Annotated in this window: 12 protein-coding genes and 2 tRNA genes; 9 read left to right on the top strand and 5 right to left on the bottom strand. The window is 63.5% G+C overall.

Features of this window, described 5'->3' with window-relative positions; all coding sequences use genetic code 11:
* Positions 1–100: 100 nt before the first annotated feature.
* Positions 101–190, bottom strand: a tRNA-Ser gene (locus ACTG4J_RS10970).
* Positions 191–431: 241 nt separating this feature from the next.
* On the opposite strand from ACTG4J_RS10970, the gene ACTG4J_RS10965 reads away from it, so the two are divergent.
* The 7 genes from ACTG4J_RS10965 (at position 432) to ACTG4J_RS10935 (ending at position 6,973) form a co-directional block, all read left to right on the top strand.
* Positions 432–1,328 carry an SPOR domain-containing protein gene (locus ACTG4J_RS10965; protein WP_439139479.1) on the top strand — a complete coding sequence of 299 codons (897 nt, stop codon included), beginning with the start codon at positions 432–434 and terminating at the stop codon, positions 1,326–1,328.
* Positions 1,329–1,350: 22 nt separating this feature from the next.
* Positions 1,351–2,553: a D-alanyl-D-alanine carboxypeptidase family protein gene (locus tag ACTG4J_RS10960; protein WP_439139477.1), complete on the top strand. Its 1,203-nt coding sequence runs from the start codon at positions 1,351–1,353 to the stop codon at positions 2,551–2,553.
* Entirely contained in the window at positions 2,550–3,182 is a 633-nt protein-coding gene (tmk, locus tag ACTG4J_RS10955) for a dTMP kinase (RefSeq protein ID WP_439139476.1), read from the top strand. The genes ACTG4J_RS10960 and tmk overlap by 4 nt, the downstream gene beginning before the upstream one ends.
* A gap of 96 nt (positions 3,183–3,278) precedes the next feature.
* Positions 3,279–4,409: a DNA polymerase III subunit delta' gene (locus ACTG4J_RS10950; RefSeq protein ID WP_439139474.1), complete on the top strand. Its 1,131-nt coding sequence runs from the start codon at positions 3,279–3,281 to the stop codon at positions 4,407–4,409.
* A gap of 19 nt (positions 4,410–4,428) precedes the next feature.
* Positions 4,429–5,238 carry a TatD family hydrolase gene (locus tag ACTG4J_RS10945; protein ID WP_439139473.1) on the top strand — a complete coding sequence of 270 codons (810 nt, stop codon included), beginning with the start codon at positions 4,429–4,431 and terminating at the stop codon, positions 5,236–5,238.
* 4 nt (positions 5,239–5,242) lie between these two features.
* Entirely contained in the window at positions 5,243–6,040 is a 798-nt protein-coding gene (locus ACTG4J_RS10940; RefSeq protein ID WP_439139472.1) for an MBL fold metallo-hydrolase, read from the top strand.
* Between the two features lie 3 nt (positions 6,041–6,043).
* Entirely contained in the window at positions 6,044–6,973 is a 930-nt protein-coding gene (locus tag ACTG4J_RS10935) for an AEC family transporter (RefSeq protein WP_439139470.1), read from the top strand.
* A 10-nt stretch (positions 6,974–6,983) separates the two neighbouring features.
* On the opposite strand, the gene ACTG4J_RS10930 is transcribed toward ACTG4J_RS10935, so the two are convergent.
* A complete protein-coding gene (locus ACTG4J_RS10930; RefSeq protein ID WP_439139468.1) occupies positions 6,984–7,613 on the bottom strand; it encodes a Hint domain-containing protein in 630 nt (209 codons plus the stop codon).
* A gap of 227 nt (positions 7,614–7,840) precedes the next feature.
* On the opposite strand from ACTG4J_RS10930, the gene ACTG4J_RS10925 reads away from it, so the two are divergent.
* Positions 7,841–9,610 carry an ABC transporter ATP-binding protein gene (locus ACTG4J_RS10925; protein ID WP_439139467.1) on the top strand — a complete coding sequence of 590 codons (1,770 nt, stop codon included), beginning with the start codon at positions 7,841–7,843 and terminating at the stop codon, positions 9,608–9,610.
* 15 nt (positions 9,611–9,625) lie between these two features.
* Here ACTG4J_RS10925 and ACTG4J_RS10920 read toward each other — a convergent pair whose 3' ends face one another.
* The 3 genes from ACTG4J_RS10920 to ACTG4J_RS10910 form a co-directional block, all read right to left on the bottom strand.
* Positions 9,626–10,468 (bottom strand): fumarylacetoacetate hydrolase family protein, encoded by an 843-nt coding sequence (locus ACTG4J_RS10920; protein WP_439139466.1) that lies wholly within the window; start codon positions 10,466–10,468, stop codon positions 9,626–9,628.
* A gap of 123 nt (positions 10,469–10,591) precedes the next feature.
* A tRNA-Leu gene (locus ACTG4J_RS10915) sits at positions 10,592–10,678 on the bottom strand.
* Positions 10,679–10,739: 61 nt separating this feature from the next.
* Positions 10,740–11,237 (bottom strand): DUF2306 domain-containing protein, encoded by a 498-nt coding sequence (locus ACTG4J_RS10910; protein ID WP_439139464.1) that lies wholly within the window; start codon positions 11,235–11,237, stop codon positions 10,740–10,742.
* Positions 11,238–11,338: 101 nt separating this feature from the next.
* On the opposite strand from ACTG4J_RS10910, the gene ACTG4J_RS10905 reads away from it, so the two are divergent.
* The coding region (locus tag ACTG4J_RS10905; protein WP_439139463.1) for a hypothetical protein at positions 11,339–11,889 on the top strand (551 nt) is incomplete at its 3' end.

Below are 11,889 nucleotides of genomic sequence, written 5' to 3'. Positions count from 1 at the left end.
CGAGGCGTGGGCCGGTTAACAGCCCCGCCCGCATAACCCTCGAAAACAACGAGAAAATCCGGCCGCAGCCGGATCGGGAGAATGCTTTCGGGAGGGCAAGTGGCGGAGGAGGTGGGATTCGAACCCACGGTACGCTTTCACGCACGCCGGTTTTCAAGACCGGTGCCTTAAACCGCTCGGCCACTCCTCCGCTGAGCACCCCTCTAGGGGGCCGCGATTGATTCTGAAAGACGCGCCGATATGGCAACAGTTCGGCGTGGTTGTGCCGCTCGGGCGACAAGCGGGTTTTCAGGCAAGATCAAACCCGCTATCTTTCGACGCATCACAGGACCGGGCGACACCAAGAAACCGGCCGAACAAACCGAGGCACCAGCAAACCGAGGCACGGCAGCGTGCCCATCGAGTGCGGACAGAGCAGGAAAATGACCAGTATGCCCATGATTGCATCGCGTGCCCGTTTCGGGGCCGCCCTTTGCGCGCTTCTTTCCCTCGCCGCATGCAGCGAGACATTCCAACCCTTCGCGGGCCTCGGCACGCGCAACGCCACGGACGGCGGCGCGGCACCGATCGGTGCCACGCGCCTGATCGAGCGTGACATCGAAGCACCCGAGGTTTTCGAAGTGACCGAGGAAGGTCTATGGGACGGGCGCCCGTCTCTGGGCGGCGTCTGGGTCGCGCATCCCACGGCGACCGACCCCGAGCGGGTAATCATCCGCAACGAGGAAAACGGCCGCTTCGTGATCGGCGCGCTCTTTCGGCGCGAGCGCGACAACCCGGGCCCTGAGTTGATGGTGTCATCGGATGCAGCCGCCGCGCTCAACATCCTTGCCGGCGACCCTACACAGCTTCAGGTCACAGCCTTGCGCCGCGAAGAGGTGGCCGACCCCGTGATCGCCCCCGCGGCAGAGGCGGAAGCGACACTGGCGGCTGCTGAAGGGGGCGAGGTCGCAACGCCAGCCTTCACCGCCACGGCGTTGAACGACCCCATTGCCTCGATTGCGGCCACGGCGATCGCGGAAAGCGAAACAGCCATCACCGCGGCGACCGCCCCGACCGAAGTCGCGGCGCTTGCCCCGGTCAGCGTCGGATCGAACCTGCAGCGCCCCTTCGTACAGATCGGGATCTTCTCGGTCGAGGAGAACGCCAACAACACGGGTCAGGCGCTACGCACCGCCGGTTTGCTGCCGACAATCTACGACCAAACCTCCAACGGGCGTCGCTTCTGGCGGGTGGTCGTCGGTCCGGCCTCGACAGCCGACGAGCGTGATGCCATTCTTGCCTCTGTCCGTGGTCTTGGCTTTGCGGACGCCTATTTCGTGACACGCTGACGCACAGAAACGAGACATCTGAATGGCTTTTGCCTTGTTTTCTTCGGCAAGAAACGCCGTCATATTGGCGGCGCTGTCGGGCTGGATGGCCGCAAGCGCCATGGCCCAAGGCTATGAAACCGAGGCGTCGGCCGCCTATGTGATCGACCATGGCTCGGGTCAGGTCTTGTTGGCGCATAATGCCAATGTCCCCCTGCCCCCGGCCTCCATGTCGAAACTGATGACGCTATTGATGGCATTCGAGGCGCTGCGCGACGGGAGGCTCAGCCTCGAGACCCCGATCCCGGTCAGCGAACATGCGATGAGCTTCGGCGGCTCGACCATGTTTCTCAACACCACCGACCGCCCCACGGTCGAGGATCTGGTCCGTGGGGTGATCATCGTTTCGGGCAATGATGCCTCGGTCGCCTTGGCCGAAGCGCTCAGCCCCGATGGCACCGAAGCGGGCTTCGCCCGCATCGCGACCGACCGGGCGCGTGCGCTGGGCATGTCATCGACCACGATCCTGAACGCCTCGGGCTGGCCTGCGCCGGGCCATGTGATGAGCATGCGCGATCTGGGCATATTGGCCGAAGAGATCATCACCGCGCATCCCGACTACTACAGTTATTTCGTCGAGACCGAGTTCGACTACGAAAACCGCGCTCCTGCCAACCGCTTCAACCGCAACCCGCTTTTGGGTTTGGGGATCGGTGCGGATGGTCTCAAGACCGGCCATACGCAAGAGGCCGGCTTTGGCCTTGTCGGCTCTGCGGTGCAAGGATCGCGTCGCGTGACCTTCGTGATCACCGGGCTGCAATCAGCCGAGGCGCGTGCGCGCGAGAGTGAGCGCATCCTCAACTGGGCGTTTCGGCAATTCGTCGAACGCCAAGTCGTGACGCAAGGCACCGAGATGGCCCGCGTTCCCGTCTTCATGGGCGCCAACACCGATGTCGCGATCGCACCCGCGCGCGATCTGTCCTTGCTCTTGCCCGTTGTGGGCGAGGCGCAGGTAAGTGCCGAGATGACCTATACCAGCCCAGTCATCGCCCCTGTCGCCGCGGGTGACACCTTGGGCGAAATGATCGTGCGCTTGGGCGAGGGTGACGATCTGATCGAGCATCGGATCGCCCTTTTGGCGACGCAAGATGTGCCCGAAGGCGGCATCACGGTCCGCCTGACAACGGCGATGCGCGCGGTTTTGGAGGAGGTCTTTGGCCCCACCCCGACCCCTGCGGGCGGATGAGAGCGGTGACACCGGGCCTTTTCATCAGCCTCGAGGGGATCGACGGCTCGGGTAAATCCACGCAAGCCAAGGGGCTGGCCGCCTGGCTGCGCAGGCAAGGCCGCGACCCGGTCCTCACACGCGAGCCGGGCGGCGCACCCGGTGCCGAAGAAATCCGCCGCCTCTTGGTCGAAGGCGACCCGGATCGCTGGTCACCAGAAACCGAGATCTTACTGTTCACGGCGGCCCGCCGCGACCATCTGGAACGCACGATCCGCCCCGCCTTGGCCGCAGGGCGCGATGTGATCACAGATCGTTTCGCCGACAGCACCCGCGTCTACCAAGGGGCCACACGGGGCGATTTGCGCGGACTGGTCGATGATATCCATGCCCGCGTGATCGGGATCGAGCCTGATCTGACGCTGATCCTCGATATCGACCCCGAGATCGCACTTGCACGCGGGCTGGCCCGGCGCTCGGGCGAGGATCGGTTCGAGGATTTCGGCTTGGCCTTTCAAAAGAAGCTCCATGAGGGATTTCGCGCGCTGGCACGCCAAGCACCGAGGCGCTGCGTATTGATCGATGCGAACCGCGCGACCGAAGCCATCGCCGCCGATATCATCGCTTGCGTCGCAAAGCGTTTGGGCTAGGCCGACAACCCAAGTTTTCCGAATGGGAAATCGCGAGATTTTCCTTGCGGAAAACGCGCGTTTTCCAGCCCCCCGAACTCGTGCTAGGACGGTCCCATGAGCGATGATGCACTGCCAGAACCAGACCGCCTCGACGGTGCGCCCCACCCGCGCGAGACCGCGAAGCTCTTCGGACATGGCGAGGCGGAGGCCCAATTTCTCCAAGCCTTCAACACGGGTCGCCTGCCGCATGGTTGGCTGTTGACCGGCCCCAAGGGTATCGGAAAAGCCAGCTTTGCTTGGCGCGCGGCGCGGTTCTTGTTAGCGGCGCCCATTGCACAAGGTGACGGGCTGTTTGGCGCACCGCCTGCACCCGGCAGCCTCGACATCGGGGATGATCACCCGGTTGTGCCACGGCTCAAGGCACTGTCCGAGCCGGGGCTTTGCCTGATCCGACGCGGGCCCCGCCCCGATGGCAAGGCGCTGTCCGACGTGATCCGCGTCGAAGAGGTTCGCCGCCTGAAAAGCTTTTTCCAAATGACCGCCGATGGCAACGGGCGGCGGGTCGTGATCGTGGATTGCGCCGACGAGATGAACCCGAACGCGGCCAATGCGCTGCTGAAAGAACTCGAAGAGCCGCCCACCGATGCGGTGCTGTTTTTGATCGCCCATCGCCCCTCGGGGCTTTTGCCCACGATCCGCTCGCGCTGTCGGGTGCTACGATTCCAACCGCTTGCTGCGGATGATCTGCGGATGGCACTGCAACAAGCGGGCTTCACACCACCGCCCGAAATGGCCGGTCTGGCCGAATTGGCCGGCGGTTCGGTCGGCACGGCGGCACGGCTTTTGTCGCAAGACGGGCTGGGGCTTTATGCCGATCTGTTGCGCTTGCTTCAGGGCTTGCCGCACCTTGACCGCCCCCTTGCCCTGCAATTGGCCGAGGCGACAGCAGGCAAGCAGGGCGAAGACCGGTTCGCGTTGACGCTGAACCTGATCGATACGGCGCTGGCCCGTTTGGCGCGACGCGGCGCATCGGGCCTTTCCCTGCCCGAGATCGTCAAGGACGAAGATGCGCTTTTGGCGCGCCTGTCCCCCGGCCCGCGCGCGGCGCGTGGCTGGGCCGATCTCGCCACATCGCTGACCCAACGGGCAAGACGGGGGCGCGCGGTCAACCTTGACCCCGCCGCGCTCACATTCGATATGTTCCTTGAACTCGACCGTCAGGCCGCGACCTTGCCCGCCGCCTGACCCGCAACAAGATTGCCCCATGACCGATACCCTTCCACAGATCGTCGATAGCCATTGCCATCTCGACTTCGACAGCCTTGCGGGGGAATTGCCCGAGGTTGTGGCACGTGCCACGGCCGCGGGTGTGACGCGCATGGTCACGATCTGCACAAGGCTGCGCAACGCGCCGGCCGTACGCACCATCGCCGAGGCACATGGCCCCGTCTTCTGGGCCGCAGGCACCCATCCGATGAGTGCCGCCGAAGAACCACTGGCCAGGGTCGCAGAACTTGAAGCGCTCGCTTCGCATCCGAAATTCGTCGGCATCGGTGAAACCGGGCTCGATTACCACTACACCGCCGACAGCAAGGCTATTCAGCAAGAAAGCCTGCGCATCCATATCGAGGCCGCCCGGCGCACCGGCTTGCCGCTCATCATACATGCACGCGATGCCGATGCCGATATGGCGCGCATCTTGACCGAGGAATATCGCGCGGGCGGCTTTACGTGCGTCATGCATTGCTTCAGCTCCAGCCCCGCCTTGGCACAAGCCGCCCTTGATCTGGGCTTCTACCTTTCGATGTCGGGCATCGCGGCCTTCCCCAAATCCCAAGAATTGCGCGATATTTTCGCGGCCGCGCCGATCGAGCGCATCTTGCTGGAAACCGACAGCCCCTATCTGGCGCCCCCGCCCCATCGCGGCAAACGCAACGAACCCGCCTACACGGCGCTGACGGCGCGGGTGGGGGCCGAACTTTTCGGGCTGGAATACCCGGATTTCGCGCGGCAGACTTCGGGCAATTTCGACCGGCTGTTCTGGAAAGCCGCCGCTTGGGCAAAGGCCGCGTGAACAGATGGCAGAAACGATCTTCACCATTCTGGGCTGCGGGTCATCGGGCGGCGTGCCGCGCTTGGGCGGGGAATGGGGCGATTGCGATCCGTCCAACCCCAAGAACACGCGGCGGCGCTGTTCGCTGTTAATCCAGCGGCGCGATGCAGGGGGCGAGACCGCCGTTTTGATCGACACCTCGCCCGATCTGCGCGCGCAACTGCTTGATGCAGGGATCGGGCGGCTTGACGGGGTCGTTTACACCCATGCCCATGCCGACCATGTGCATGGGCTGGATGATCTGCGGATGATCGTGTTCAACATGCGCAAGCGTTTGGGCGTCTGGGCGGATGGGGCAACGCAAAACGACCTGCTCAACCGCTTTGCCTATGCCTTCGTGCAGCCGCCCGGATCGGCCTATCCGCCGATCCTCGATCTCAACGCGATCACGGGTGACGTGGTGATCGACGGGCCGGGTGGACCGATCCGGCTGACGCCTTTCGAAGTCACCCATGGCAATATCCATTCCTTGGGCTTCCGGATCGGCGATCTGGCCTATCTGCCCGATGTCTCGGACATCCCCGAGGCAGCATGGCCGTTTGTGGAAAATCTCGATTACTGGATCATCGACGCGCTGCGCCGTACGCCGCACCCCAGCCATGCCCATTTAGAGCGGACATTGGAATGGATCGCGCGGGCCAAGCCGCGCCGAGCGATCTTGACGAATATGCACATAGATCTCGACCATGCCACGCTGGCCGCAGAAACCCCCGAACACATCATGCCCGCCCATGACGGCATGACCATCAGCATCGAGGTCTAGAGATTGGGCGATATCCTGACCATCGTGATGCCGGTCTTCCTTGTGGTGGCGGCCGGCTATGTCGCCGTGTGGGCCAAGCTTTTCTCGGATGCGGCGGTCGATGGGCTGATGTCCTTCGCTCAGAAATTCGCCATTCCCTGCCTGCTCTTCGCGGCGATCTCGACGCTCGATCTGGGGCGGGATTTCGATCTGGGGCTGATGTTGAGCTATTACAGCGGCTCGCTGGTGTGCTTTTTCACGGGGCTATACGGCGCGCGGCTGATCTTTGGGCGTCCTTGGGAAGACAGCGTGGCGATCGGCTTTTGCGCGCTTTTCGCCAATTCCGTGCTGCTGGGGCTGGCAGTCGGCGAGCGGGCCTATGGCATCGAAAGCCTTGGGCCGAATTACGCCATCATCGCGCTGCACGCCCCGGTGTGCTATATCCTCGGGATCGTCACGATGGAAATCGTGCGTGCCGAAACGGGTGGTGTGGCCCTTGTCCGCACCGTTACGCGCGCGATTTTCCGCAACGCGCTGATGATCGGGATCGGTCTGGGATTCGCGGTCAATCTCAGCGGGATCACGGTGCCTGCGATCCTTGACGAGGCGGTCGCGCTGATCATGCGCGCGGCACTCCCTGCGGCCTTGTTCGGCTTGGGCGGCGTGCTTTACCGCTACAAGCCAGAGGGTGACGCAGGCGTAATCGCGATGATCTGTGGGATTTCACTCATCTTGCATCCGGCCATCGCTTGGACCTTGGGCAAAACCATGGGCGATCTGAGCCAAGAACAACTGCGCGCCGCCGTCGTGACCGCCGCCATGGCACCGGGCGTCAATACCTACATTTTCGCCGATATGTATGGCGCCGCGCGGCGTGTGGTCGCCTCGTCCATCTTGATCGGAACGGCGTTGACGGTCATCACCGGCTCGGCTTGGATCTTGCTGGTAGGGTAGCGGGCGGCCCTCAGGCCGCCAGCAAAAGACGCGCTTCGATCGCCGAGACACTGGGCAAACCAACCGAGGCGGGCATCCGCGCGCCGATCGCCGCTGTGGCCTCGGTCATAGGTGTGCTGTGGCGCGCCTTGTCGGTATCGGGGCAGAAGGTCTCGCAGGCGACGTTTTCGGCAAGCACGACCTCTTGGGTGTCGAACATCAGGTTCACATAGGTCAGCGGGCCGGCCGCATCCTCGATCACCACATCGACACCATCGACGAAAGCGCTGGCAGGCGCGAGAACGGCCGCGGCGTCGAACATCAGCTCGGCGCGCCACCCTTCGACGCGGATGCAATGGCCCTGCGCCATGCGCAGGGGGCGCATATTGTCCATTTTGCCGATGGCAAAGCGCACCGGCGCGGTGTCGGGCGTGACCTCTTCGACATGGTGCAATGCAACCGATGTCAGGCGCGCATGGTGGCCATCGGCGGTCAGAACCAGATCACCGGCGGACAGGCGCTCGACCGCGACATAGCCCATCGGGGTCGCGATGCGGGTTCCAGCGACAAAGCCGATCATTGCACCGCAATTGACCAAGGATTGACCCGTGGACGCGGCACAAGCGGCGGAGAAAGCAGAAGGCAGGATCGGAGCAGACATGACACATCCCTGTTTGGCAGCTTTTTGATGACACCATCACTAAACCGAGTCTCGGGCGGGAATTGGGGCCTAATGGGGCAGTTTTGCGACGCGCATGATCGCTTGGCCACAATCCTGCCACGGATGGCCGCCCGCTTGCCGCCACGCCGCGCTTGGCGTAAGAGGCTGGTCTTGTTGCGACGATACGCCTAGCGCCGGAGCGGACCGCCCTGCCCAACCAATCCGACATGGAAAGCGCCGAAAGCAAGCGACCCGTCGCATCCGCTTGGCATTTGTTGGGGCAGTTATGGCGTGATCATATCGTGGGCTATTGGCCCCGGCTGATCCTTGCCGCCGTGCTGATGTCGATCGAAGGCGCCGCCCTCGGCGCACTGGCCTATCTGATACAACCGCTATTCGATGACCTTTTCGCCGCCAGCGACATGGCGGGTGTGGGCTGGGTTGCCGTGGCGATCGCGGGGGTATTCGGGCTGCGTGCGGTGGCGGGTTTCGGCCAGCGATTGATCGTGGTGACCATTGGATTGAAAGTCACGACCGCGCTGCAATCGCGGCTTTTACGGCATCTGCTATCGCTGGACTTGTCTTATTTCCGCACCACCCCGCCCGGTGCGCTGATCGAAAGGGTGCGCGGCGACACGCTGGCGCTACAAGCGTTGGCCGCAACCACGGTCATGTCGCTGGGGCGCGATACGATCACCTTTGCCTCTTTGCTCACGGTCATGCTGATCAATGACTGGCGCTGGACAGTGCTTGCCTTGATCGGCCTGCCCTTGCTGGTTTTGCCGATGCTGGGCCTGCAACGCTATATCCGCAGCACGACCGCCGCCAGCCGCGAGGCGGCGGCCAGCCTGTCCACGCAGCTGGACGAAGCCTTCCACGGCATCCAATCGATCAAGCTCAACCGGCTCGAACGCCATGAAACCGGCCGCTTCGAGGGCGAGGTGCGTCAATTCCTGCGCGAGGCATTGCGCGCCCAGCGCGGGCTGGCCGCCAACCCCGCCATGATCGACCTGCTCGCCGCGGCGGGCTTTGTCGCCGTCCTCTACTATGGTGGGGCGCAGATCATTTCAGGCGAAAAGAGCGTGGGGCAGTTCATGTCCTTTTTCACCGCGCTGGCGCTGATCTTCGACCCGCTGCGGCGCTTGTCGAATATCGCGGGCCAGTTACAGGCCGGTGTCGCCTCGCTACAGCGGATTTACGAGGTGCTGGAAGCGAAACCGACCATCCTGCCGCCCGGCCGCCCGCAAAATATGAAATTGGGCGATATTCGCTTCGACGATGTGCATTTCGGCTATGGCGACACCGCTGTGCTGCGCGGGCTGAGTTTTACCGCTGCCGCGGGCAAGACCACCGCCATTGTCGGCCCATCGGGTGCGGGCAAGACCACGGTTTTTGCCCTTTTGACGCGTCTGGTGGATGCCGATCACGGCCGGATCACCATCGCAGGGCAGCCCGTCGATCAGCTTGATCTCGACGGGCTGCGCGATGGCATTGCCATGGTAGGGCAGGAAACGGCGCTTTTTGACGCGACGCTCGCCGAGAACATCCGCCTCGGTCGCCTCGACGCCACAGCGGACGAGGTGCGCGCCGCCGCCGAGGCCGCCTCGGTCATGGAGTTCGCCGACCAATTGCCCTTGGGTCTCGACACGGCCGTCGGTCCGCGCGGCAGCGCGCTTTCAGGTGGCCAGCGCCAGCGCGTGACCATCGCGCGCGCCATGCTCAAGGGCGCGCCGATCCTCTTGCTCGATGAGCCGACATCGGCGCTTGACGCGCGCTCGGAACAGCTCGTGCAAGAGGCGCTGACGCGGCTGAGCGCCGGGCGCACCACCTTGGTGATTGCGCACAGGCTATCCACGATCCGCGAGGCCGATCTGATTGTCGTCCTCGACCGAGGTCGCGTGATCGAACAAGGCACCCATGCCGAGTTGATGGCGCTGAACGGCGCCTATGCGCGGCTTGAGGCGCTGCAATCGGCAGGGCTGATCCCGCTGCTCTAGCGCTGTTGTCCCCGCTCAGACATCTTGCACAAGATTTGACTGCCCGCCCAAACCCGCGATCGACAGCGTCACCCGCTCGCCGCCTTTGAGGTAGCGCTGCGGCTTCATCCCCATACCGACACCGGGCGGTGTGCCGGTGACGATCAGATCGCCCGCCTCCAAAAGCACGAAGCGGCTGAGATATTCCACGATATGGGCCACGCCGAAGATCATCGTGGCGGTCGAACCGCGCTGCATCACCGCACCATCGACGGACAGCTCCATTGCCAAAGCTTGCGGATCAGGGATCTCGTCGCGCGTCACCAGAACCGGGCCGCAGGGGCAGAAGGAAGGATAGCTTTTGCCCTTGGACCACTGGCCGCCGCGTTCAATCTGCCACTCTCGTTCCGAGATGTCATTGGCCGCGACATAGCCGAACACATGGTCCATCGCCGCCTCGGGCGTGATGCCCAGGGCGGGCTTGCCGATGATCACGCCCAACTCCACCTCCCAGTCGAGCTTGTTTGCATGCGCAGGGCGCAAGATCGGATCATTCGGGCCGCAAAGCGTGCTGCCGGGCTTGGTGAACAAGATCGGCTCGGCCGGCACGGGCATCCCCGCCTCGGCGGCATGATCGGAATAGTTCAGCCCGATGCACCAGATGTTGCGCGGGCGCGCGATGGGCGCGCCGATGCGCTTGCCTGCCGTTTCGACGACCGGCAAAGCAGCAAGATCAACGCCCGCCAGACGCCCGTCCAGATCGGGCAAGCTATCGGGGCCGATATCGGACACGATCCCCGACAGATCACGCCAGCTTTCGTCTTTCGCCTGTACCACGGGACGTTCCGCCCCGACTTCTCCGACCCGCATGAAACGCATGATGTCCCTCCGCCATGTTGTGCGGGGATGGATAAACACCACCCACGCCCATGTCACGGGGCGAATTCACTTCGGATTTCGGGGGATGTCGCACGGCATATCAGCTGTGCTTTGACATAAGAATGGTGCGGTCGAGAAGACTCGAACTTCCACGGGAGTTACCCCACAGCGACCTCAACGCTGCGCGTCTACCAATTCCGCCACGACCGCACTGTCTGAGGCTTGGTGAGCGGGTCTCTAGACAAAGCCGCAGCGCACCTCAAGCACAAAATCATTCAAGCCGGACACCACTTTGTCGACGCCACCACCACCAGCCCGGGATCAGCACCGTAATGCCCATCACAACCACCCAAAGCCCCAACTCGGGCCTGTCGGCAAAAAGAACGCGGTTGATCACCCGCTCCGGCAACAAGGTAAACAAACCCGCCAGCCCCATCGCCCCGAACCACACCGATTGCATCGCCGCGCGGTGGCCCGCCACATCGCTTTTGCGGATCAGCCACAGCCCATGGGCCAACCCCCACAGCGCATATGGGCTGAGTAGATGGATCGGCCCGAAGCGCCCCAGAATCGGCAATGTGCTTTCGATCCAAAGCCCGCTCAGGGCCAGCCCCGCCATCGCCACCACCCAAAGATATCCCAGCGTCTTGTGCAGCTGGTCACGGCGCGTACGAAATAAGACGATGGGTCCAACAGGCAGGGCCACGCGTGCAAAGGCGACATGCAACTGCACGGCAAGGCGTGCTGCAAGCAAGGGGTCGAGCGTCATCGGGCCTCCTTTCGATTTGGCCAAGCGGGGATGATTGGCTATGTCTTGCCCATCACCCCCGGCGTGCCGAGCGCCTTTGTGCCAAACGACGAGAGGACTTCGTGAACACCCCCCGCTCGCAATCCGCGCTTCGTGAATGGCGGCGTCATATGGCACAGCCGGTGCGCGCGGTCGCCCTGTGCGGGATCGCGGCGATCCTGGCCTTGATGGGTCCGTTCGAGACCGCCGAGGTGATGCGGCCGCTGCCGTGCCTGATGTATTGGCTTGCCGTCGCCTTTCTGACCTACAGCGCCGGATATGTGGCCAATGAGATCGCCATATGGGCCGCCCCGGACAAATTGACGATGCGGATCGTGATCGCTGGGCCGCTGACAGGGTTGGGGGTTCTGGCGATCGTGTTCCTTTTGAACGGTCTGGCATTCGGGGCATGGCCGTTTGGGCAGGAGTTTTGGGGCTTGGGCGCGAATGTGATGGGGATCGCCATCATCATCGCCGTGATCTTTCAAATCGCCTACACGCCCGGCCCACAAGCACAGCCCCCGCATCCACCCACGCTATTGGAACGATTGCCGCTGGAAAAGCGTGGCCCCCTTGTGGCGATCAGCGTCGAGGATCATTACGTCAGGGTCAGAACCACCAAGGGTGAAGAAAT

Source organism: Roseicyclus sp. (assembly GCF_965662675.1).
In the GTDB taxonomy this organism is placed as follows: domain Bacteria; phylum Pseudomonadota; class Alphaproteobacteria; order Rhodobacterales; family Rhodobacteraceae; genus Roseicyclus.
The sequence above is the reverse complement of the archived record's forward strand: the minus strand, read 5'-3'. Positions and strand labels throughout refer to the sequence as shown.